The sequence below is a fragment of the Curtobacterium sp. PhB128 genome, assembly GCF_004340725.1.
GTDB lineage: Bacteria > Actinomycetota > Actinomycetes > Actinomycetales > Microbacteriaceae > Curtobacterium.
In genome coordinates, this window is the sequence record NZ_SLUR01000012.1 from 99,848 (window position 1) to 121,319 (window position 21,472).

At 73.4% G+C, this 21,472-nt stretch carries 24 protein-coding genes and 1 riboswitch; of the genes, 15 read left to right on the plus strand and 9 right to left on the minus strand.

Annotated features, from left to right (window positions below; genetic code table 11):
- Nucleotides 1–22: 22 nt before the first annotated feature.
- On the minus strand, nucleotides 23–1,129 hold the full coding sequence (locus tag EDF23_RS17405) for a hypothetical protein (protein WP_131922581.1): 1,107 nt from the start codon (nucleotides 1,127–1,129) through the stop codon (nucleotides 23–25).
- Between the two features lie 155 nt (nucleotides 1,130–1,284).
- Between EDF23_RS17405 and EDF23_RS17410 the strand changes: the two genes are divergently transcribed.
- Nucleotides 1,285–2,253: an aldo/keto reductase gene (locus EDF23_RS17410; RefSeq protein ID WP_131846278.1), complete on the plus strand. Its 969-nt coding sequence runs from the start codon at nucleotides 1,285–1,287 to the stop codon at nucleotides 2,251–2,253.
- Nucleotides 2,254–2,379: 126 nt separating this feature from the next.
- On the opposite strand, the gene EDF23_RS17415 is transcribed toward EDF23_RS17410, so the two are convergent.
- Nucleotides 2,380–3,015, minus strand: coding sequence for an NAD(P)-binding domain-containing protein (locus EDF23_RS17415; RefSeq protein WP_131922582.1), 636 nt, complete (start codon nucleotides 3,013–3,015; stop codon nucleotides 2,380–2,382).
- A gap of 76 nt (nucleotides 3,016–3,091) precedes the next feature.
- Between EDF23_RS17415 and EDF23_RS17420 the strand changes: the two genes are divergently transcribed.
- From EDF23_RS17420 to EDF23_RS17435, 4 genes are all read left to right on the plus strand, one after another.
- The gene (locus EDF23_RS17420) at nucleotides 3,092–3,388 is read left to right on the plus strand and encodes a GNAT family N-acetyltransferase (protein WP_111087034.1); all 297 of its coding nucleotides are present in this window, start codon (nucleotides 3,092–3,094) and stop codon (nucleotides 3,386–3,388) included.
- Nucleotides 3,389–3,410: 22 nt separating this feature from the next.
- Nucleotides 3,411–3,872: a VOC family protein gene (locus EDF23_RS17425; protein ID WP_131922583.1), complete on the plus strand. Its 462-nt coding sequence runs from the start codon at nucleotides 3,411–3,413 to the stop codon at nucleotides 3,870–3,872.
- A gap of 82 nt (nucleotides 3,873–3,954) precedes the next feature.
- The gene (locus tag EDF23_RS17430; RefSeq protein ID WP_123939187.1) at nucleotides 3,955–4,425 is read left to right on the plus strand and encodes a MarR family winged helix-turn-helix transcriptional regulator; all 471 of its coding nucleotides are present in this window, start codon (nucleotides 3,955–3,957) and stop codon (nucleotides 4,423–4,425) included.
- A complete protein-coding gene (locus EDF23_RS17435; protein WP_131922584.1) occupies nucleotides 4,422–4,931 on the plus strand; it encodes a YfcE family phosphodiesterase in 510 nt (169 codons plus the stop codon). Before EDF23_RS17430 ends, EDF23_RS17435 begins: the two co-directional genes overlap by 4 nt.
- Before the next feature lie 66 nt (nucleotides 4,932–4,997).
- On the opposite strand, the gene EDF23_RS17440 is transcribed toward EDF23_RS17435, so the two are convergent.
- From EDF23_RS17440 to thiM, 3 genes are all read right to left on the minus strand, one after another.
- Nucleotides 4,998–6,536: a bifunctional hydroxymethylpyrimidine kinase/phosphomethylpyrimidine kinase gene (locus tag EDF23_RS17440; protein ID WP_131922585.1), complete on the minus strand. Its 1,539-nt coding sequence runs from the start codon at nucleotides 6,534–6,536 to the stop codon at nucleotides 4,998–5,000.
- Nucleotides 6,533–7,264 carry a thiamine phosphate synthase gene (thiE, locus tag EDF23_RS17445; RefSeq protein WP_131922586.1) on the minus strand — a complete coding sequence of 244 codons (732 nt, stop codon included), beginning with the start codon at nucleotides 7,262–7,264 and terminating at the stop codon, nucleotides 6,533–6,535. The genes EDF23_RS17440 and thiE overlap by 4 nt, the downstream gene beginning before the upstream one ends.
- Nucleotides 7,261–8,133 carry a hydroxyethylthiazole kinase gene (thiM, locus tag EDF23_RS17450; RefSeq protein WP_207895540.1) on the minus strand — a complete coding sequence of 291 codons (873 nt, stop codon included), beginning with the start codon at nucleotides 8,131–8,133 and terminating at the stop codon, nucleotides 7,261–7,263. Before thiM ends, thiE begins: the two co-directional genes overlap by 4 nt.
- Nucleotides 8,122–8,217: riboswitch (TPP riboswitch) on the minus strand. Its footprint overlaps the gene before it by 12 nt.
- Before the next feature lie 112 nt (nucleotides 8,218–8,329).
- On the opposite strand from thiM, the gene EDF23_RS17455 reads away from it, so the two are divergent.
- Nucleotides 8,330–9,256, plus strand: coding sequence for an NUDIX hydrolase (locus EDF23_RS17455; protein ID WP_131922587.1), 927 nt, complete (start codon nucleotides 8,330–8,332; stop codon nucleotides 9,254–9,256).
- A 5-nt stretch (nucleotides 9,257–9,261) separates the two neighbouring features.
- On the opposite strand, the gene EDF23_RS17460 is transcribed toward EDF23_RS17455, so the two are convergent.
- Nucleotides 9,262–10,506 (minus strand): MFS transporter, encoded by a 1,245-nt coding sequence (locus tag EDF23_RS17460; RefSeq protein WP_131922588.1) that lies wholly within the window; start codon nucleotides 10,504–10,506, stop codon nucleotides 9,262–9,264.
- On the minus strand, nucleotides 10,503–11,144 hold the full coding sequence (locus EDF23_RS17465; protein WP_131922589.1) for a GntR family transcriptional regulator: 642 nt from the start codon (nucleotides 11,142–11,144) through the stop codon (nucleotides 10,503–10,505). Before EDF23_RS17465 ends, EDF23_RS17460 begins: the two co-directional genes overlap by 4 nt.
- 139 nt (nucleotides 11,145–11,283) lie before the next feature.
- Between EDF23_RS17465 and EDF23_RS17470 the strand changes: the two genes are divergently transcribed.
- From EDF23_RS17470 to EDF23_RS17480, 3 genes are all read left to right on the plus strand, one after another.
- Entirely contained in the window at nucleotides 11,284–12,030 is a 747-nt protein-coding gene (locus tag EDF23_RS17470; RefSeq protein WP_123292443.1) for an aminoglycoside phosphotransferase family protein, read from the plus strand.
- A complete protein-coding gene (locus EDF23_RS17475; protein ID WP_131922590.1) occupies nucleotides 12,027–13,118 on the plus strand; it encodes a winged helix DNA-binding domain-containing protein in 1,092 nt (363 codons plus the stop codon). The genes EDF23_RS17470 and EDF23_RS17475 overlap by 4 nt, the downstream gene beginning before the upstream one ends.
- Before the next feature lie 96 nt (nucleotides 13,119–13,214).
- Nucleotides 13,215–14,180 carry a DnaJ domain-containing protein gene (locus EDF23_RS17480; RefSeq protein WP_123939180.1) on the plus strand — a complete coding sequence of 322 codons (966 nt, stop codon included), beginning with the start codon at nucleotides 13,215–13,217 and terminating at the stop codon, nucleotides 14,178–14,180.
- Nucleotides 14,181–14,211: 31 nt separating this feature from the next.
- On the opposite strand, the gene EDF23_RS17485 is transcribed toward EDF23_RS17480, so the two are convergent.
- The gene (locus EDF23_RS17485) at nucleotides 14,212–14,574 is read right to left on the minus strand and encodes an RNA-binding S4 domain-containing protein (RefSeq protein WP_123292446.1); all 363 of its coding nucleotides are present in this window, start codon (nucleotides 14,572–14,574) and stop codon (nucleotides 14,212–14,214) included.
- 33 nt (nucleotides 14,575–14,607) lie between these two features.
- Between EDF23_RS17485 and EDF23_RS17490 the strand changes: the two genes are divergently transcribed.
- Both EDF23_RS17490 and EDF23_RS17495 read left to right on the plus strand, forming a co-directional pair.
- The gene (locus tag EDF23_RS17490) at nucleotides 14,608–14,865 is read left to right on the plus strand and encodes a hypothetical protein (protein ID WP_243648972.1); all 258 of its coding nucleotides are present in this window, start codon (nucleotides 14,608–14,610) and stop codon (nucleotides 14,863–14,865) included.
- Nucleotides 14,866–15,058: 193 nt separating this feature from the next.
- Nucleotides 15,059–16,222 (plus strand): hypothetical protein, encoded by a 1,164-nt coding sequence (locus EDF23_RS17495; RefSeq protein ID WP_131922591.1) that lies wholly within the window; start codon nucleotides 15,059–15,061, stop codon nucleotides 16,220–16,222.
- 44 nt (nucleotides 16,223–16,266) lie between these two features.
- On the opposite strand, the gene EDF23_RS17500 is transcribed toward EDF23_RS17495, so the two are convergent.
- Nucleotides 16,267–17,817 (minus strand): trypsin-like peptidase domain-containing protein, encoded by a 1,551-nt coding sequence (locus tag EDF23_RS17500; RefSeq protein ID WP_243648973.1) that lies wholly within the window; start codon nucleotides 17,815–17,817, stop codon nucleotides 16,267–16,269.
- Nucleotides 17,818–17,977: 160 nt separating this feature from the next.
- On the opposite strand from EDF23_RS17500, the gene EDF23_RS17505 reads away from it, so the two are divergent.
- The 4 genes from EDF23_RS17505 to EDF23_RS17520 all read left to right on the plus strand — a co-directional run bounded on the left by EDF23_RS17505 (nucleotide 17,978) and on the right by EDF23_RS17520 (nucleotide 21,304).
- Complete coding sequence (locus EDF23_RS17505) at nucleotides 17,978–19,012, plus strand: iron chelate uptake ABC transporter family permease subunit (protein ID WP_131879011.1); 1,035 nt, start codon at nucleotides 17,978–17,980, stop codon at nucleotides 19,010–19,012.
- Nucleotides 19,009–20,007, plus strand: coding sequence for an iron chelate uptake ABC transporter family permease subunit (locus EDF23_RS17510; RefSeq protein ID WP_131922592.1), 999 nt, complete (start codon nucleotides 19,009–19,011; stop codon nucleotides 20,005–20,007). Before EDF23_RS17505 ends, EDF23_RS17510 begins: the two co-directional genes overlap by 4 nt.
- A gap of 113 nt (nucleotides 20,008–20,120) precedes the next feature.
- The gene (locus EDF23_RS17515) at nucleotides 20,121–20,600 is read left to right on the plus strand and encodes an FHA domain-containing protein (protein ID WP_123292449.1); all 480 of its coding nucleotides are present in this window, start codon (nucleotides 20,121–20,123) and stop codon (nucleotides 20,598–20,600) included.
- The gene (locus EDF23_RS17520; protein WP_123312968.1) at nucleotides 20,600–21,304 is read left to right on the plus strand and encodes a MerR family transcriptional regulator; all 705 of its coding nucleotides are present in this window, start codon (nucleotides 20,600–20,602) and stop codon (nucleotides 21,302–21,304) included. The genes EDF23_RS17515 and EDF23_RS17520 overlap by 1 nt, the downstream gene beginning before the upstream one ends.
- The last annotated feature ends 168 nt before the right edge of the window (nucleotides 21,305–21,472 follow it).

A 21,472-nucleotide genomic window follows, 5' to 3' on the forward strand; every position in this document is an offset into this window, starting at 1 on the left:
GCCGAACCGGAGACCGAGCCCGCTACGGCGCGAGGGTCGGGGTCGTCCCGGTCCCGGTCAGGTCGGGCAGCGTCACCCCGGCGAGCGGCAGCAGCGCCGACGCGACGGCCCACAGCAGCACGAGCGTGCCGACGCCACCGAGCACGGCGCCGAGCAGCGCGACCGGCCGCTGCCACGTCGCCGCACGGTCGCGCAGCGTCACGAGCGCCACCACCAGCGCGAGGAGTCCGAGCACGACACCGACACCGTGCACGGTCGCCGGCGCGGTGAACCACCAGGCCGCGAGTCCGAGCGTCGCGATGCCCGCGACGGCGCCCAGGACCGCCCCGGGCGTCGCACCGAGTGCACGGCGCGGCTCCGGCTGGGCGGCTGCGGCCACGGGCTGGTCGAGCAGTTCGGTCGGGAGGCCCGGCTCGGCCCCGACGGACGCACTCGCCTCCGCCACGGGTGCGGTCGAGGGCACGGTGGCGTTCGAGGGCACGGTGGCGTTCGTGGGCACGGTGGCGTTCGTGGCCGCGGGTGCAGCCGCGGACACCGGCGCCTGCAGGACCGCGTCGAAGGAGCGCATGTGGGCGGACGCCGGCGTCGGTGCCGGGGTCACGGCGGTGGCGGCGGCCTGCTGGTGGGCGAAGCGGCGGGGCGTGCGGAAGCCGATCGGGCCGACGGGTTCGGGCTCGGTGCCCTCGACGACGACGTGCTCCAGGCCGGGCACCGAGAACCGGGGCTGCCCGGCGGAGGGCACGGGCGACGGTGCGGGGGCCGGTGCGGTGCGGGGAGCGGCGTCGATCGGTGAGACCGGGGCCGGTGCGGAGGCCACGGCGGCGGTGTCGAACGGCACGGTGTGCACGGTCGGAGAGGTCGGGGCCGGCGGCAGGAGGTCCTGCTGCGGCGGGTAGTCGGGGACCGTGACGTCGTCCTCGACCAGGGTGGCGATGGACGCAGGCTCCGGCGTCGGGTCGAGCGTGGCCGTCGGCTGCGGGGCGGAGCCGACCACGGTGGTGGGAGCCGGCGCACCGTGAGCGGCGCGCGACGTGGCGGGGGTGGGACGGGCCTCCTGGCCGGTGCTCGCTGCGGAGTCGGACGCGACCCGCCCGGCGGACGCGGCCGGTTCGACGACCGGTGCGGTCACCCAGGACGGCACGGGACGGCGCGGCCGTTCCGAATCCTGCATGCGATGCGACGCCACTGCGGTGCTCCCTTCGTCGACTGATCCATCGTCAGTTCTAGCGGCAACGGTCGCGGATGTCGCAGCCCCAGTTCCGGGGTCGCCGGTACGTTCGGGGCATGACCGGAATCGAACACCGTCCACTGGGTCCCTCGGGGCTCGTCGTCTCCACCGTCGGCCTCGGCTGCAACAACTTCGGGCGGCCGGGGACCGCCTCCGAGTCGCAGGAGGGCACCGACGCCGTCGTGCGCGCGGCACTCGACGCCGGGGTCACGCTCTTCGACACGGCCGACATCTACGGCGGCCGGCCCGGCATGTCCGAGGAGATGCTCGGCCGGTCGATCGCTGGGCGGCGTGACGAGATCGTGCTCGCGACGAAGTTCGGCATGGACATGCAGGGTGCGAACGGCCCGGACTGGGGTGTGCGCGGGTCGCGGCGGTACGTCCGGTTGGCCGTCGAGTCGTCGCTCCGTCGCCTCGGCACGGACTGGATCGACCTGTACCAGATGCACCGTCCCGACGACGTGACCCCGATCGAGGAGACGCTGTCGGTCCTCGACGACCTGGTCCGCGAGGGCAAGATCCGTTACATCGGGCACTCGAACTTCGCGGGCTGGCAGATCGCCGAGGCCGAGTTGACCGCGTCGATCGCCGGCACCACGGCGTTCGTGTCCGCGCAGAACGAGTACAGCCCGCTCGCCCGTGCCGCCGAGGCCGAGGTGCTGCCGGCCGTCCGCGCCTACGCCCTCGGGTTCCTGCCGTTCTTCCCGCTCTACAACGGGCTGCTGACCGGCAAGTACACGAAGGCCGGGGGTCCGGCCGACGGGCGTCTGTCGACGTCGAAGCCGCAGCTGCTCGAGGACGCCCCGTGGGACGTGCTCGACGACTACCAGCGCTTCTGCGACCACCGCGGCGTCACGATGCTGCAGGCGACCTTCGCGTGGTTGCTCGCGCAGCCGGGGCTGTCCAGCGTCATCGCGGGGGCGACGAAGCCGGAGCAGATCACGCAGAACGTCGAGGCCGGCACCACGTGGGAGCCGACCGAGGACGACATCGCCGACATGACGGTCATCTTCGACCGGGCGTAGGCGGGCCGCGGCCCGCGGCCGCCCGCGGGGCCGAGTCTCGGCGTGAGCGACAGTTCTCGCGGCTGTCGGCCCGAGGACTGTCGCCCAGCGCGAGTCTCGCGGCGGCGGGGCCGAGACTCGGGGGCGTCAGCGGGTGGCTGCCTGCAGTGCTTCGTGCAGCTGGTCGGCGGTCAGGCGCGGGCCGTAGCCGGGGGTGTCCCGCTGGATGCGCCAGCCCTCGGCGAGGGGTCCGGCGTCGACGACGTCGAAGCCGAACTCGTCGATGAGGTCAGCGGTGACCTGCTTCGCCTCGGCGTCGTCGCCTGCGATCACGAGGGCGCGACGGTCCGGTGTGCCGGCCGGGGTGGCGTGGCCGGTCAGGTCTGCGGCGCCGATGTGGTTGAACGCCTTGACGACCCGGGCGCCGGGCAGGTGGTCCTGCAGCAGCTCGGCCGTCGTCGTCGACTCGTCGTCGAGCGCGGCGATGTGGCCGTCGCGCTCCCAGTAGTAGTTGTTCGTGTCGATGACGACCTTGCCGACGAGCGGCCCCGCCGGGATCGTCTCGATGGCAGCGAGCGGCACCGTCACGACGACGACCTCGCCGGCGGCGGCAGCTTCGTCACGGGTGACCGCACGGGCCTGGTCGCCGAGTTCGGCCACGAGGTCGGCCAGGGTCTCGGGGCCGCGGGAGTTCGCGATCACGACCTGGTGGCCGTGCTGCACCGCGAGCCGTGCGAGTTGGGATCCGATGTTGCCTGCGCCGATGATGCCGATCGTTGTCATGGTGTCCATCCAACGCTCGGCGGCCACGAGCATTCCCGGTGGGGCACGTGCGCCCCGGGCGGAGCATGATGGCGGCATGGACCACGAGTTCCGCGACGAGACCGACCAGGACCGCTACGCGATGTACGTCGGCGGCGAGCTCGTGAGCGTGCTCGACTACCGCGAGAACGGCGACGCGATCGCGTTCCCGCACACGTACACGGTGCCGAAGCACCGCGGGCACGGCTACGCGGCCGAGCTCGTCGAGTACGCGGTCGCCGACGTCGAGACGAACTCGACGAAGCGGGTCGTGCCGATGTGCTGGTTCGTCGGCAAGTGGTTCGACGAGCACCCCGAGAAGTCAGACCTGCTCATCCGCAGTGCCGCGGACTGAGCCGACGCGAGAAGAGCGCCCCATGCCCACCATCACCCCCTTCCTCTGGTACGAGGACCAAGCCGAGCAAGCCGCCCGGTACTACGTCGACCTGTTCCCCGGTAGTTCGGTCGACAGTGTGGCGAAGACCCCGGACGGCGCGACCCTGGTCGTCGAGTTCACGTTGCTCGGGCAGCCGTACCGGGCGATGAACGGCGGCCCGGGACACCCGCACACCGATGCCGTCTCGTTCCAGGTCGACGTCGACACGCAGGACGAACTCGACCGCATCTGGGACGCCCTGCTCGCCGACGGCGGGAAGCCGAGCATGTGCGGCTGGTTGTTCGACCGCTGGGGTGTCGCCTGGCAGGTGACCCCGTCGATGATGGGTGAGCTCATGACCGGTTCGGGCGACCCCGAGGCGAACGCCCGTGTCTTCCAGGCGATGATGACGATGCAGAAGCTCGACATCCCCGCGCTCCGGGCCGCAGCTGCAGGTCACTGAGCCCGAATCTCGCGTACCGACCGGTATGGTGTCGGCACAGAAGACCGCCGGCCGGCGCCGGCACCGAAAGGCTGGAGCCACGATGGACCACCCGAGCTCCGGGATCCGGAACAGCGAGATCGGCCGGGCGTACACCGAGCTCGCCCGGATCACCCGACGTGCGAGCATCCGTGCCCGCGGGTCCGACCAGGCACTGAGCGTGGTCGACCAGTCCCTCGTCGACTTCGTGGTGCAGCACCCCGGCTGCATGGCCATCGACATCGCCCGGTACCTGCGCCTGAACCGCTCGACGATCTCGCGGCAGCTGTCCGGGCTCCTCGCCACGAAGCTGATCGAGACGACCGACGGCGGTACCGGCAACGCGAAGCCCCTCGTGGCGACGGACGCCGGTCGCACCGCGCTCGAACGCTCCGTGCAGCTGCACCGGGATGCGCTGGAGGAACGGCTCGCCGGCTGGTCCGACGACGACATCGCCCTGCTCGCCGGACTGCTCGAACGGCTCGGCGCCTCGGACGAGGCCGGACTGCCGATGCCCGGACGATCCTCGACGTGACCACGTCGTTCGTCCTGCTCTCCGACACGCACCTGCCGAAGCGGGCGAAGGACCTGCCCGCGGCGCTCTGGGCCGAAGTCGACGCCGCCGACCTCGTCGTGCACGCGGGGGACTGGGTCGACCTCGCCACCCTCGACGCCGTGCAGGCCCGATCCCACCGGTTCGAGGGTGTGCGCGGCAACAACGACGGCCCCGAGTTCGACGACCGGCTGCCGCTCGTCGCGCACTTCGCGGTCGAGGACCTGCGGTTCGCGCTCGTCCACGAGACCGGTGCCGCGACGGGCCGGGAGCGCCGGGCGGCCGCCGAGTACCCGGACGTCGACGTGCTCGTCTTCGGGCACTCGCACATCCCCTGGGACACCGTCGCACCGACCGGGCTGCGGCTGCTCAACCCCGGCTCGCCGACCGATCGCCGTCGGCAGCCGGACTTCACGTGGATGCGCGGGACGGTGACCGGCGCCGACCTGGCCGTCGAGCTGGTGCGCCTGCCGCCGCCGGCCCGCTGAGGACACCCGCGCCGACGTTTCGCGCCAGACGACACCTCGCGGGTCGACGAACCCGTGAGGTGTCGGTCAGCACGTGAACTCGCCAGCGGCCCCCACCAGCGGCATCGCGAAGAACGCCAGCTCCCACTCGGTCGAGCGGCGGAACGCCCGCGCCATCCGCCCCCGCTCGATCGGGGTCGCGGCCGCCGCCATCTCCTCGACCAAGCGGGTCGCCTCGGCACTCGACGCTGCGAAGCCCGGGTCCCCGTACGCCGTGATCCAGTCGGCGAACGGATGGCCGTCCGGCGCCGAGCCGAGCTGCGCCCCCACCCAGGCGTAGACCCGGAAGCAGGGGAGCACCGCCGCGGCGAGCACGGCCGCCGACCCGGAGTCCGCCGCCTCCTGCAGGTGTGCGAGGTACCCGGCGCACGTCGGGTGGACGGGATCGTCGGCGTGGGTGCCGGCGAGGCGTCGGTGGTGCAGGTCGCGAGCCTCGGCGGCGCACCCCTCGGACGCCGCCGTCCAGAAGGCGGCAGCCGCAGGACCACGACCAGCGCCGGCAGCCGCAGCGCCAGCAGCGCTCGCCGCCAACGCCGCCAGGTGCTGCTCGTAGGCCCGCAGGTAGTGCACGTCCTGCGCGAGGTACCCGGCGAACACGTCCGCGTCGAGCGTCCCGTCGCGCAGCCCGACCAGGAACCCGCACTCGATCGTGGCCTGCAGCACGGAGCCGACATCGGACCACCACACGTCGGTGAAGGGGACCACGGGCAGCAACGTTCGGCTCACGGCACCGTGGTCGATGGGCCCGTTGCCGGACCCGACCTCCAGGGCATCGGCTCCCCGCAGCGCAGCCGTCAGCCAGGGCTTCGCCACCCCGACCGCGAGTTCCCAGTCCCCGTGCCGCGCAGCGAGCGTCGCGATGGCGCTCGACAGCGAGCACCCGGTGCCGTGCGTGTTGGCCGTCGCGACGCGGGGACCGGTGAACCGCCGGGCGGACCCCGACGGCGACACGAGCACGTCGTCGGAGGTCGGCCCCTCGTCGTGCCCGCCCTTCGCCAGCACGAGCACGTCCCACGTCGACGCCACGAGCCGCGCAGCGTCCAGCGACGACAACGACGCAGGCTCCGCACCAGCCGCAGAACCAGCGGCACCAGCACGAGCACCACCAGCCCCAGCCCCGGCCAGCTCCGCCAACACCTGCAACTCGGCCCGGTTCGGCGTCACCAGGTCGGCCAGCCCGAACAGCGCCCCCATCGCCGCGGCGGCGTCCTCGTCGAGCAACCGGTCACCACTCGTCGCCACCATCACCGGGTCCACGACGACCACGGGCGGCCGGTGCTCCCGCAACCAGTCCGTCACGACGCGGACGACCGGTGCTGTGCCGAGCATCCCGATCTTCACGGCGTCGATGGTGACGTCGTCCGACACCGCGTCGAGCTGCTCCCGCAGGAACGCGACGTCCGGCACGTGCACCGACCGCACCCCGTGCGTGTTCTGCGCGACGAGCGCGGTGACCACGCCCATGCCGTACCCGTCGTGCGCCGCGATCGCCTTGAGGTCGGCCTGCAGTCCGGCGCCGCCCGTCGGGTCGGTCCCGGCGATGGCCAGGACGCGCGGGACGCTCACGACCAGGCCCCGGCCGGGAGGCCCGGATCACCCTGACCGGGTCCCCTCGCCTCCGCTCCGTGGCCGGGCCCAGAGCTCCACGCGGCCACGTACGCGGCCGCTGCGGACCCGGGATCGGCCGCGGCGCAGATGCCCGACACGATCGCGACCCCGGCTGCGCCCGCTGCCCGGAGCGGCGCGACGTCGTCGAGGGTCACCCCGCCGATCGCCACGCACGGCACGTCCGTCGCTTCCGCGAGCCGGGCGAACCCGTCGTGCCCGAGTGCCGGCGGGTGGTCGGCCTTCGTGGTGGTGGGGTGCACGACCCCGACGCCGAGCAGGTCCACGGTGCCGCGGGGCAGGCGGGCGACGACGGCCAGGTGCTCCGGGGTGTTCGCGGTCAACCCGACGTGCGCGTCCGGCCCGAGCAGGGCACGAGCTGCGGTCACGGGGACGTCCGACTGGCCGAGGTGCACCCCCGCGACCCGGTGTCCCGCGTGCCGAGCGGCGAGGGCGACGTCGAGCCGGTCGTCGACCACGACTGCGGCGCGGTCACCCACGGCGTCGGCCACGGCAGCGGTCAGGGCCAGCAGGTCGCGCGCCGAGGCGTCCTTGTCCCGCACCTGCACGATCCGGACCCCGGCGTGCACCGCGGCGCGGACCACCCCGAGCACACCGACACCGTGCCGGTCTGCCAGCGTGCCGTCGGTGACCAGGTACACGCCGAAGTCCTCCCGCAGCCCGCTCATGCCGGCACCACCAGGGACGCAGGCTCGGCCTCGACCGTGATCCGGGCCTCGCGGACGACGTCCTCGGGGGTGAGCGACGCCAACCGGTCGAGGAACAGCGGCTGGAAGGTGCCGGGACCGTCGGCCTCGCGGGCGGCGAGCTCCGCGGCGATCGTGTGCACCGCGGTCGCCGCGACGGCGGCCGCACCGGCGTCGTCGGGCGCGACCGACGTGAACGCGGCGACGACCGCGCCGAGGGCGCACCCGCCCCCGGTGATCCGCGTCAACAGCTCGGTGCCGTTCGCGACCCGGACCACACCGGTGCCCGGCGCGACCAACAGGTCGACGGGACCCGACACGGCCACCGCGGCCACGAGCCTCCCGGCCGCCTGACCGGACACGGCGTCGACCGCAGCCGCACGGGCGTCCTCGGTACCCACCGTGCTGTCGACACCGCGGCCACCGGCCGACGTGCCGAGCAGGGCGAGGACCTCGGAGGCGTTGCCGCGCAGCACCGTCGGGTGCAGCGCGAGCAGGTCGCGGGCCAGGGCGGTGCGCACCGGCAACGAGCCGACCGCGACGGGGTCGAGCACCCAGGGGGTGCCGGTGTTGCGGGCGGCGTGCGCGGCCTCGAGCGCCGCGACCCGGGGTTCGGCGTGCGGGGTGCCGGTGTTCACCAGCAGGGCGTCGGCGACCCGGGCGAACGGGCCCGCCTCGGTCGCCACGTCGACCATCGCGGGCGAGGCCCCGAGGGCGAGCAGCACGTTCGCGGTGACGTTCTGCACCACGGTGTTCGTGATGCACTGCACCAACGGGCTCCGGGCCCGGACGGCCTCGAGCAGTTCGGCGGTTCGGTGGGCCCAGGCAGGGGAGGGCGCAGCGGATTCCATGGACGATCCCTTCGCGAGTACGAGCTCGAGCAGGTTCGACGGGTGTGATCTCAGCCGCTGGTTGCGGCACCCCGTGTCTCGATCGACACCGTACACGAGCAGCTGCGCCGGGCCACGGCTCGTCGTCTCCGGCGTCGTCGTCTCCGGCGTCGTCGTCTCCGGTCACATGCCCTGCACCGTGTGACAGGGTTGGTGTGTGCCAGACTCCACGCCTCCCGGACCGCCACCGGGCCCCCGCGACCCCGGCGACGCCTGGGCGGTCGGTCCCGACGGCACCAAGGCCTGGGGACTCTTCGGCGCCGCGGGGCTGCTCGTCGACGACGGCGCCGGACGCGTGCTCCTGCAGCACCGCGTCGAGTGGAGCCACCACGGCGGCACGTGGGGCATCCCCGGCGGCGCACGTCACCAGGGCGAGGAGGCCGTCACCGGTGCGCTCCGCGAGTCCGCCGAGGAAGCCGGTGTGCCGCACGACGGCGTCGACCTGCGCCACACGGCACTGCTCGACCTCGGGTTCTGGACCTACACGACCGTGGTGGGGCGTGCCGCTCGGCCGTTCGAACCGGTGATCGCGGACCGCGAGAGCCTCGCCCTGTCCTGGATCCCCGTCGACGAGGTCGACGACCTGCCCCTGCACCCCGGGTTCGGGAGGTCGTGGCCGGCGCTCCGCGCGTCCCTCACCACCACCCCGCACGTCGTGGTCGACGCGGCGAACGTCGTCGGCAGCGTGCCCGACGGCTGGTGGAAGGACCGGGCGGGAGCCGCTGCACGCCTGCTCTCGTCGGTGACGGCGCTCGCCGAGTCCGGGGTGACCGCCGACGTGCTGGCGCTGCCGTTCGCTCGCTGGTGGCCGCGGTGGACCGTGGTGCTCGAGGGCGAGGCCCGCGAGGCCCGGGGCACCTCCGGGTCGTCGGACGGCGCACTGCACGGCGCACTGCCCCGTGCACTCGACGTCGTCGCAGCGCCGGGTTCGGGGGACGACGCCATCGTGGACGTCGCTCGTGCCGCGGTGGACGCCGGCGACGGTCCCGTCGTGGTCGTCACGGCGGACCGGGAGCTCCGTGCCCGCGTCGAGGCGCTCGGTGCCGTGGTGCACGGGCCGTCCTGGCTGCGCGACCAGTTCTAGCGGCGCTACGCCGTCGGCAGGTACCGCCGCGACGACACGACCACCGCGCCCCACGACACGACACCGAGTCCGACGATCACCCAGAGGACGACCGGCAGCGCCACGACGTTCGCGATCGCCGCGATCACGGCCGGCGCCAGGAACCCCGCGTACGCCGCCGCGTAGAACACCCCGGTCAGCCCGGCCAGGTCGCGGGACCCCGCGATCCGCTGCACCTCGAGCAGCGACGACACCAGGGCGAGCCCGATCCCGACGCCGATGACGACGTTCGCGACGAGTCCGACCACGACGGACTGCAGCTCGATCGCGACGACGACCACGGCGATGCCGGCGGTCATGCACGCGAGGGCCGTCGTGAGCCCCCGGGCCGAGGTCAGCGAGTGCACGCGCCGCGCGAGCGGTTGGACCGCGCTGGACACCCCGAGGGCGACGACGGTCGCGGCGGTGGCGAACACCAGGCCCCACGCGCCGGTGGCTCCGGTGAGCCGGGTCGGCAGGTAGCCGTACCCGATCGCCGCCGAGCCGAAGATCCACGGGGCGGTGACGAGCACCACGCGGGTGAACCGTCGGTGCCCGGCGCTCGGCACCCGCAGCTGGCGCCACCACGGACCGGGGACACCGCCGGAGCGGTTGGTCTCGGGGGTGCGCCAGACGACGACGGCGAAGGGCAGGGCGACGACGATGTGGACCAGGAAGGGCAGCACCTCGGGGATCGGGCCCCACTGTGCGATGAGCCCGGCCACCAGCGCGCCGGAGGCCGAACCGAGCGTGAACGCCAGCGAGGCCCGGCGGGCACCGGACCCGGTGTCGGCGGATGGGTCGAAGCGTCCCTGTGACAGCTCCTTGACCCAGCTGTTGCCGACGGCCATCGCGATGCCGACGGTGATGCCGGAGAACAGCCGTCCGGCCGCCAGGAACCCGGGGCCGAGTGGTCCGAGCGCGAGCAGTCCGCTGCCGACGACGGCGGACACGATGGCGGCGAGCATGAGGGGCTTGCGGCCGTGCCGGTCGGACAGCGACCCGGCGACGAGCAGCGCCGGCGCGAGGCCGAGCACGTAGACGCCCAGGAAGACGTTGACGACGACCGACGAGTAGTGCTCGCGGCCCTCGTACATGAGCAGCAGGGGCGAGAACTGGTTACCGCCCCACGAGCAGACGAACACCGCGCCCCACACGGCGACCCAGGGCAGCACACGCGCCGAGGGGACGGACAGCGAGCCGGTGGTGGGGATGCTCCCCGTCGCGCTCACAGGGCACCCCGGTGCGAGGCGACGTGGGCGTGCAGGACCTCGGCGTAGCGGGCCGCATCGCCCGCCGCCAGGGCTGCCGCGAGGGCTCGGTGGTCGTCGAGCGAGGCCTGCAGCTGCGACGGCTGCACCCGCATCAGCTGGTGTCGGAGCCGGTTCTGCCGGTCACGGAGCGTCTGCGCGAAGCGCACCGCGATCGCGTTCCGCGACGCGCCGATCACCGCACCGTGGAACGCCGCGTCGAACTCGATGAACCGGTCGACGTCGCCCGTCGCGACCGCCTGCTCCTGCTCCGTCAGCATGGCCTGGAGGCCCGGGGTGACGTCCGCCACGCGGCCGTCGGTCACGACGCGGGTCGCCGCCGTGGCCTCGATCGCCTCGCGCATCTCCAGTACGTCCGCCGCCTCGTTCGGGGACATCGGGCGCACCACCGCACCCTTGCGGGACTCCAGGGTGAGCAGGTCCTCGGCGGCCAGGCGCAGGAAGGCCTCGTGCACGGGGGTGCGGGACACCCCGATCTCCTGGCACAGGGCGTTCTCGCTGATCGCGGTCCCACCCGGGAGGTCGCCGCGGATGATCGCTCGCTTGACGTGGTCGTACGCGCGGTCGGATGCGGCCTGGGTCGTCGTGTGCTGCTCCACGGTGAACGATCGTACGCCCTTGCATGCAACGCTGCATGCCGTCACGTGACGTGTTGTTCACACCACCGGGTCACACGCGGCGGCACACGTCGATACGCTGGCCGGACGTCAACGGAGACGCACACACAGGAGGTTCCCCATGGAGCGGATCACCAGGGCCGACGACCGAGTCCACCGCCCGGCCGGACCGTGGACACCGACCGTCCACCGGCTGCTCGCACACCTGCACGAACAGGGGTTCGTCGCGGCACCGGAACCGATCGAGCACGGCGACACCCTCGAGACGGTGTCGTTCGTCCCCGGGGTCGCGGGGGAGTACCCGTGGACCGAGGACGTCGCGAGCGAAGCCGCCCTCGTCACGAGCGCACGACTGCTCCGGCACTTCCACGACGCCGCGACCACGTTCCCGCGTGACGGGGCGCGCGACTGCTGGTCGCAGGCCGAACGCACCCCCGTCGAGACGATCGTGCACGGCGACTTCGCCCCGTACAACTGCGTCTACGACGGCATCCAGGCCGTGGGGCTCATCGACTTCGACACCGCACACCCCGGTCCCCGGGTCTGGGACGTCGCGAGTGCCGTGTACCGGTTCGCCCCGTTCACCACCGGCGCCGTCGAGGGCATGACCGCCCCGGACCTCGACGACCGGCTCGCCCGTGCCGCGGAGTTCTGCCGCGCCTACGACCTCGACGACCGCTCCCGCAGCGTCCTCGCCGAGACGATGGCCGCGTCCCTCGTCGCGATGGTCACCACCATGGAGACCGAGGCCGCCGCCGGCAACCCGAAGTTCGTCAGCGACCTGGCGCACGGGCACGCCGACCTGTACCGGGCCGACGTCGCCTACATCGAGCAGCACGCCGACGCCATCGCCGCCGCCGTCGCGTGACCCCGACCCCTGCGCAGCTCCGCACGCTGCGGCTCGCCGCGCAGGGGATCGCCGTCGCCGGCCTCGGCCCCACCGGTGCGGTCGAACGGATGACCGCCGTGCAGGGGCAGGACCTCGGCCAGGTGCTCTGGGCCATCGGGGTCCGCGCACCCGGAGCCACCCGTGACGACGTCCGCGCCGCCTTCGACCGCGGCGAGCTCGTCCGCTCGTGGCCGATGCGGGGCACCCTGCACGCCATGCGCCCCGACGACCTCCGGCTCCTGCTCTCCCTGACCGCCGAACGGACCCTGCGCAGCATCGCCCGACGCGCCACCGAACTCGGCATCGACCAACCCCTGCTCGACCGAGCACGGGACACCACCGTCGCCGCACTGTCCGGCCGCCGCGCCCTCGTCCGCGACGAACTCTTCGACGAGTACCGCGCCGCCGGCATCGACCCCACCGCCGGCCGCGGCTACCACCTGCTGCTGCAGCTCTCGCAGGAGGGACTCGTCGCCTGGGGCCCCACCGCCCGCGTCGGCCAGGGACTCGTGCTCCTCGACGAGTGGGCACCGGCGCTCGCCGAGGTCCCCGACCGCGAAGAAGCACTCCGCCGGGTCCTGCTCGGGTACCTGCGCGGCCGCGGCCCCGCCACCGAGGCCGACGCCGCCAGCTGGACGAAGCTCCCGCTCGGCGACCTCCGCCGTGCCCGAGCCGTCGCCGGCGACACCGTCGAGGACCTCGGCGACGGACTCCTCGCGCTCGCCGACCGACCCACCACCGGCGGCACACCCACCGGCCACCTGCTGCCCGGGTTCGACGAGTACCTGCTCGGGTACGCCGACCGCTCCGCCCAGCTCGACCCCGCACACGCCGACCGGGTCGTCCCGGGCGCCAACGGCATGTTCCTGCCGATGGCCGTCGTCCGCGGGCGGGTCGTTGGCACCTGGAAGCGGACCGAGCGCGCCAGCGGGGTGGCCGTCACCGTCACACCCTTCGCGGCACTCGACGTCGCCTCGGTGCGCGCGCTCGAGGCCGCCGCCGCCCGGTACGCGCGGTTCCTCGACGCGCCCGTCGCGTTCGGGGTGGTGGAGGCGACCAGCCGCTGACCGCAGCCGGTGGGGTCGAGTCCATCCGTTCCTCCAGGCCGTCCCCAGCAACCACGCGGCGGACTCGTACCCTGCCTCGGGTAATGTCGCAGGGCCATGACCGACAGCCCGGCCGACGCCACCCCGTACGAAGTCCTCGGCGTCCCCGCGACCGCCGACGACGACGCGCTCCGCCGCGCCTACCGGCGCGCCGCCCGCGAATCCCACCCCGACCTCGGCGGCGACGCCCAGCACTTCCGCCGCGTCCAGCTCGCCTGGGAACGCATCGGCACGCCCGCAGCACGCCGCGCCTACGACGCGGGCTCCCGCGGATCGTTCAGCAGCAGCGGCGCCGGTCCGTTCAGCACGTCCGGTGCGTCCGGTTCGTCGACCGGGAGGCCCGACACCGGTCGCGACGCCTACGCACCCCCGTCAGCCCGTCGCGACACCCGCCCCCGCGCCCGGTCCCACGGACACCCCGGCGGACGCTCCCGCGAGGTCTTCCTGCAGGCAGAACGCGAATGGGTCGGACTCGGCGACCCCATCGAGGACCCCTACGACCCCACCCTCATCCGTTCGGCGCCCCGGCACATCCGACGGCTGCTCGGCGAAGCGCTCGCCGAAGAGGCCACTGCCTCGATCGTCTCGGACATGGGCATCGGCGTCACCGTCTGGCACGACCTCGACGCCGGGGCCGAGGGCAAGCTCGACCACGCCGTCCTGACCCCGAGCGGGCTCTGGGCCGTCGAGTCGATCGACTGGGGAGCCCCCGTCCGGGTCGAGCACGGCGACATCGTCGGGGAGACCCTGGCGCCCGGCGAGCGTCCGGTGAAGGAACTCGTCCGCGCCGCCCGTGCCGTGCAGAAGCAAACCCGGGTGCGGTTCACCGGCCGGCTGCTCGTCGTGCCGGACTCCGCGGTCGAGGTCGACGTGCAGCTCGTCGGCTCCCCGAAGAAGCCGACTGCCCTGGTCGTCCGCCGCAGTGCGCTCGGGCAGGTGCTGAACGGCGTGTGGTCCCCGCCCGGATCGGTCGACGTGTTCGAGATCCGCGACCGACTGCAGCAGACCGTCCGCTTCGTCTGACGTCCGGCCCGCACGGCGTCGGGGGCCGGCGTCAGTAGCCGCGGAGCTTCTCGAGGTCGCGGCGCTCCCGCTTGCTCGGACGCCCGGCACCGCGGTCGCGCATCGGGACGAACCCCGCCTCTTCCTTGGACAGCCGCGGAGGGGTCTTGTCCTCGAAGTGCTTCGCGGCCTCTGGAGCACTCGTCCGCTTCAGGATGATGCCCGTGACGACGACGATCCGGTCGAAGCCGTTCTGCCGCACCCGGACCTCGTCGCCGGGGCCGATCGGCTGCGCGGGCTTCGCGCGCTCCCCGTTCACCCGGACGTGCCCGGCCTTGCACGCGGCGGTCGCAGCGGAGCGGGTCTTGGTGATCCGCACCGCCCAGATCCAGCTGTCCACGCGAGCCTTGGCCATCCCCTCACTCTAGGCGGCCCCTACGCTGGGCGGGTGAGCACCGGGGAACAGGCGGCGATCGCGCGGACCCGTGGGCTCGGCGTGCTCCACGACGCCGCGATCGGGGACCGGCTCGTGGTCCGGGCGCACCACGGTGACGGCGCACAGGACGCCCTCGGGGACCTCGTCGCCCGCACCCCCGACACCGTGACGATCGCCACCCGCCGCGGCCCGGTCGAGGTCCGGCTCGCCGACGTCGTCGCCGCGAAGCCCGTCCCACCGCCCCCGGCCCCGCGCGCGCCCCGCCGCTGACGCGCGCGAGTGGCGGCTCGGTGCGAGGTTGTCCGCCCGGTGCGAGGTTGTTGCGCGGCACGGAGTGGTCAACTTCGCACCACGCGCAGCGCACGCCACGCGCAGCGCACGCCACGCGCAGCGCCCGCGCCGCGCCGCGCGCGCACGGCGAGCCGCACCCCTCCGCACCCCGCACCCGACGTAGCCTCGTGGCATGGCAGTCCCCGTCCCGCTCGGCACCGAGGACCGCACCGCCCGCCTCACCCTCCGCCGCCCCGACCAGTGGCGCCGCGAGGACTCTGCCCAGGCGGACCTGCGCGTCACCGGCGACGACATCGTCCTCACCGTCCGATCCCGACCCAGCGACCGCGCGATCGGCGACGAGAACACGGGCCTCCTCGCGAGACTGCCCGGTTCCGTCGAGGGGCTGCTGCTCGTCGGCTGCGACACCTGGACCGCCGCCGGGGCTCCCGCGCGCCTGGTCGAGTACGTCCGTCCCGACGAACACGGCGACGTCGCGGGCGCGCACCTGCTCTTCGTCACCGGGCGGCACCGCGTCGACCTGACGATCGAACGCCCCCTGGCACGCCTGCTCGAGACCGACGAGCTCGTGTTCGCGGTCCTCGAGAGTGTCCGCGCCACCGAGCCGTCCCCGGTCCGCCCCGAGCGCGACCTCGAGCCGCTGCCCACCCCGGCGCCCGGCCCGGAGCTCGACGGCCCCCGCCTGAGCGCCGACGCGGTCGGCACGCTCAAGAGCCTCGCCGGACGCCGGTGGAACCCGACGCTGCTCCGCACCGCGGCGGGCCGCGAACTCATCGAAGCGGGGCTCGTCGGCCGACTCGGCACGCTGCCGGAGTCGACCCAGACCCTGCTCGAGCCGTGGCAGGGCGATGCCCAGCCGGTCACGCTGGAACAGCACCTGCACGGCGGTGGCGAGTCGCGCCTCCAGGCCTGGTCGCAGACCGTCGTGGACGGGATCGCCGAGGCGGGCGCGGTGGTCGCGTCCGTCACGCCGGACCGCGCGGTCGCGCTGACGGCCGGGAGGCTCGGCATCGGCCCGACGTGGACCTTCCCGTTCCGCACGGGGTCGCTCCCAGGGCACCTGCTCGGCCGCCGGCTGGCCGGCGGCTCCGACGCACCGGACCTGCCGGAGGCCCTCGTCGAGGCGGACCCGCGGCTCGCGCGCTTCTGGGCGGCGCCGTGGACGGTGTCGTACCTGCGTCGACCGGGCAAGCCGAAGCCCGTGACGATCGTGCGCGCCGAGGGGATCGGCTTCGCCCGCGTGGGCAAGACGGAAGCCGGGGAGACCGTCTTCCAGACGGACTCCCCGGCCAACGTGTACCGGTCGGTGGTGCGGGCGCTGCTTCCTTCCGCTTAGGCGGCCGGGCCGGCGCCCGCTCGCGCTTCTGCTTCTGCTTCTGCTTACGCGGCCGGGCCCGCGGTCAGGGTGACGGTGACGGTCTTGGCGGCGCCGGTGCTGTCGGTGTAGCCGACCACGACCTTGTCGCCGACGGAGTGCGACTGCACGGCCGCGGTGAGCTCGTCCGAGGTCGTGACCGTCTTGCCGCCGAGGCTCGTGATCGTGTCGCCCTCGGCCAGGCCGGCGCTCGCGGCGCCGGAACCCTCGACCGTGCCGGCGACGGCGACGCCGCCCGTGGTGCTCGCGGTGCTGCTCACCTGGACGCCGAGGAACGCGGGCAGGCCGATGGTGATCGTGCTCGAGGACTCCCCGGCCAGGATCTTCTCGGCGATCGCCTTCGCGGTGGTGATCGGGATGGCGTAGCCGGTGACGTCCGCGGTGCCCGAGGACGCTGCGGTCGCCATGCCGACGACCTCGCCCTCGCTGTCGACGACGGGGCCGCCGGAGTCGCCGGAGACGATGTTCGCCGCGATCTCGATCAGACCGGACAGCGACTCGGTGCCGGTGCCGGACTCGCTCTGCACCTGGATGTCCTGGTCGGTGGCCGTGACGGTGCCCTCGGCGGCGACGAGGTTGCCCGTGCCCTCGGCGTTGCCGACGTCGGTGACGGTGTCACCGGTGCTCGGCTCGCCGTCGTCGTCGAGCGTGACGGTGGACAGGCCGGAGGCGTCCTGGAGCTTCAGGACGGCGACGTCGTTCGTGGCGTCGGTGCCGACCACGTCCGCCTTGTACTCCTTGCCGGTGGTCTCGTCGGTGACGGTGATGCTCGTGGCGCCCTGGATGACGTGGTTGTTCGTCAGGACCGTGCCGTTCGAGCTGAGGATCATGCCGGTGCCGGCCGCCTGCGAGGACTCGTCGTAGTTCAGGACGGTGTTGATCGTCACGACGCCCTTCTTCTGGGCGGCGGTCGCTGCGGTGGCGGCGGACTCGGTGCTCGTGCCGGTGCTGCCGTCGGTGCCGTTGCCGGTGGTGCCGCTGCCGTCGGTCCCGTTGCCGGTGCCGCTGCCGGTGCCGCTGCCGTCTCCGGGGACGGTGAAGCCGTTCGTGCCGTCGCTGCTGCCCGTGCCGCTGCCGGTGTCGGGCAGCGTCGTGGTGCCCTGCGACTGGCTCGACGTCGTGGTCGTGCTCTGCGAGGACAGGCCGAGGGCCGTGCCGCCGGCGGCGCCGACGATCGCGAGGGCCGCGATGCCGGAGCCGATCATCAGCCCGAGGCGACGCGGGCGCTTCGTGCCCGCTCCCGGGTGGTTCGCCGTCGCCGCGGTGTGCGCCCAGGCGTGGTGGGTGCCGGTGAGCGCCGGGCTGCCGATCAGGTACGGGCCGCGGCCGTCGGGGGAGTACGCGTAGGGGCCGGAGCCGTCCGGGCCGTACAGGTACGGGCCGGAGCCGTCGAAGGCGTAGGCCGGACGGAGGGTGGCGGGGTCGGCGTGGGGTGCCTCCCAGCTCATCCCGTACGCCTGCTGCTGCCGCTGCTGCTGCGTGCCGTCGGTCCGGGCGGTGCCCTGCTCGTCGTGCTCGCGGTCGGCGTCGGCGGCGGGGTTCGGGGTCTCGTTCATCGGTGCTCTCCGGTCGTCCCTCGACGACCCGGGCGGGTGTCGATGGAGACCAGTACAGGCGGCGATCCAATGACGAGCCTATGAACGGACCCAGCGACTGCTCCGGGCTTGCTCGGGGGACGCCGAGTGGGGTTCGAGCGTTAGGGTTGCCTTACTTCCCATGCGCTCCTCCACGTCCGCGCCACCGGCGCCCGCCTCCGTCTCCCGTCTGGTCGGGGCGACCGTGCTGGCCGTCGTCGTCCTCGCCGTGGCGTGCGCGCTGTCGATCGCCTTCGGATCCCGTCCGATCCCGCTCCACACCGTGCTCGACACCGTCCTGCACCCGGGGCGGAACGACGAGATCGGGCTGATCGTGCTCGGCAACCGTGTCCCGCGCACCGTCGTCGGGCTCCTCGCAGGTGCCGCCCTCGGTGTCGCCGGCGCGGTGATGCAGGGCGTGACCCGCAACCCGCTCGCCGACCCGAGCGTCCTCGGCATCAACTCCGGGGCGGCCCTCGCCGTGGTCGCCGGCATCGCGCTCTTCGGGGTGAGCGGCACGGCCGCCTACCTGCCGTTCGCCTTCCTCGGTGCTGCCCTGGCCGCACTGCTCGTCTACGGGATCGCCGCCGTCGCCCGGCGCGGACTGTCGCCGGTCGGCCTCGCGCTGTCCGGTGCCGTGGTCGCCGCCGCGCTGTCGTCGATCACGACGGCGGTGCTCGTCACGAACGCGAGCCTGCTCGACCAGCTGCGGTTCTGGCAGGTGGGCGCCCTCGCTGGCAAGGACCTCGGCACCGCCGGCATCATCACGGCGCCGGTGCTGATCGGTCTCGCGATCGCGTTCGGCCTGGGCCGCTCGCTCAACACCCTCGCCCTCGGCGACGAGCTCGCGGCGTCGCTCGGACAACGCGTGGTGCTCGTCCGGGCCGTCGGCGGGCTCGTGACCGTGCTGCTCGCCGGCTCGGCCGTGGCCGCAGCGGGGCCGATCGCCTTCGTCGGGCTCGCCGTGCCGCACGCCGTCCGTCGGCTGAGCGGCCCCGACCACCGGTGGACCATCCTGCTGTCCGCGATCGTCGCGCCGGCGCTGCTGCTGGTGGCCGATGTCATCGGTCGCGTCGTGGCGTACCCGGGGGAGCTGCAGGTCGGCATCGTCACGGCCCTCATCGGTGCGCCGGTGTTCATCGCGCTCGTGCGGTCGAGGGCGGTGCGGGGCCTGTGAGTGGTGTGCGCCGGTCGGTCGGTGTCCGGCATGAGCTCGTGGTCCTGGCGGTCGTCGTCGTCGTGCTCGTCGCGCTGGTGCTCATCGGACTCGGGGTCGGCTCGATCCCGCTCACCCCGGCGCAGGTGGTCGGCGCGCTGTTCGGTCAGGGCGACCGCATCTCGGACTTCGTCATCGGACAGCTGCGCGGCCCCCGGGTGCTCGGTGCGATCCTGGTCGGCGCCAGCCTGGGGGTCGCGGGCGCCATCGTGCAGAGCGTCGTCCGCAACCCGATCGCGAGCCCGGACGTCATCGGCATCACCTCGGGTGCCAGTGCTGCGGGTCTCACCGCGATCGTGCTGTTCGGGGCGTCCGGCGACACCCTGTTCTCGGTCGTGCTCGTCGGCGCGGTCGTGGTGTCGATCGTGATCGCCGGACTGGCCTGGCGGCGGGGGATCACCGGCAACCGGGTCGTGCTCGTCGGGATCGGCGTCTCGGCGATCTGCCTGAGCATCACGGGGTGGATGCTCACCAGCGGCACCGTCACCCAGGCCGGCACCGCGTTGCTGTGGTTGTCCGGCAGCCTGAACGCCGTGGACCGGAACCTGGTCGGCGTGCTCGGCGTCGCGTTCGTCGTGCTGTTCCTGCTGGCCCTGCTGCAGTCGTCGCGCCTGACCGTCCTGACGCTCGGCGACGAGGTCTCGGCGGCCCTCGGGCTCCGGCCGGACCGCGCGAAGGTGCTGCTGCTCCTCACCGCGGTGTGCCTGACCGCCGCTGCGGTCGCCACGGCGGGGCCGGTGTCGTTCGTCGCACTGATGGCGGCGCCGATCGCCCGTCGACTCGTCGGCGGCGGCCGCGTCGCCCTCGGGCCGGCCGCCGCGGTGGGAGCGGCGATCACCCTCGGCAGCGACCTCATCGCCCAGTTCGCGATCCCCGGCAACGCCCTGCCCGTCGGCGTCGTGACGGGTGTCGTCGGCGCCCCGTACCTGCTCTGGTTGCTCGCGCGCGGTCGCTGAACCCGGACCGCGCGTTCGCGCACCGCGGACGATCGTCCACAGGCCCAGTTCGGGGCTGCCGCTGGAGCCCTCCTTTCCGATACGCTGGTGGGCCAAGAGGAGGAGGTCCACCGATGCCAGATCCAGTGGTCCCGCAGCCGGACGGTCAGAAGACCCCGGAGCAGCGGCTGGTCGACACCACGTTGACCTTCAGCATGGACATGGGCGCGGCGCTCACCGCCGAGTCCGGTGTCTCAGCGGAAGAGCGCGAGGCGGTCAACGCCCTGCCGTCCGGATCGGCGCTGCTCGTCGTGCGCCGCGGTCCGAACGTGGGTGCGCGGTTCCTCCTCGACTCCGACGTCACGACCGCCGGCCGACACCCCGACGCCGACATCTTCCTCGACGACGTCACGGTGTCGCGCAAGCACGCGCAGTTCCTGCGCCACGGCACGGCGTTCACCGTCAAGGACAACGGTTCGCTCAACGGCACGTACTTCGACGGTGACCGCATCGACGAAGCACCGCTCACCGACGGGGCAGAGGTCCAGGTCGGCAAGTTCCGTCTGACGTTCTACGCGTCCCGGGTCGACCTGGCGCGCCTGGCGAACGCGTAGTGGCCGCACGGTCCGCTGCGGCCCGGGCGGGGTCAGCGGCACCGGACCTGCTCACGATCGGGCAGGTCCTCGCTCGCCTCAAGCCCGAGTTCGCGGACCTGTCGAGTTCCAAGCTGCGCTTCCTCGAAGAGCGTGAGCTCGTCACGCCGATCCGCACGGCCAGCGGGTACCGCAAGTTCTCGGCGGCCGACGTCGACCGCCTCCGGGTGATCCTCGGTCTGCAGCGCGACCACTACCTGCCGCTCAAGGTCATCAAGGACTACCTCGCCGACCTCGACGCCGGGCGCGAGCCCGTGCTGCCGGGCGGTGGGGACGCCCCACGTCCCTCGATCCTCGGGCGCGAGCGTCGGTACACCCGTGACGAAACGGCCCGAGCGGCCGGCGCGTCCCCGATGCTCCTGGCCGACGCGGTCTCCGCATCGCTGCTCCCCGCCACCGAGACCTACGGCGAGGACAGCGTGTCCGTCCTCAAGGCACTCGTCGAGCTGCAGCGGACCGGCATCGAGCCGCGGCACCTGCGCACGCTCCGCAGCACCGCCGAGCGCGAGGTCGGACTCATCGAATCCGCGCTCATGCCCGTGTCCCGCCGGGGCGATGCGACGTCACGGGCGAAGGCCACGGAACTCGCACGCGAGATCGCCGTCCAGCTCGAGGTCATCCGCTCGAGCCTCATCCGCGCGGCGATCGGTCGTCTCGACGCATGATCCGTTCCGGTGCTCCGCGGGGGCTTGTGCGTCAGTGGGTGGGGCGTATCCTCGACACGCCGGACGCGCCGAGTCGGATGTCCCGCGCGGGAGCGGTCGGAGTCGCTACCGTTGACCTCGGAACAACTCTCAACCCGTCGTTGAACCTTCGGGTGGGAGCTCGATCGT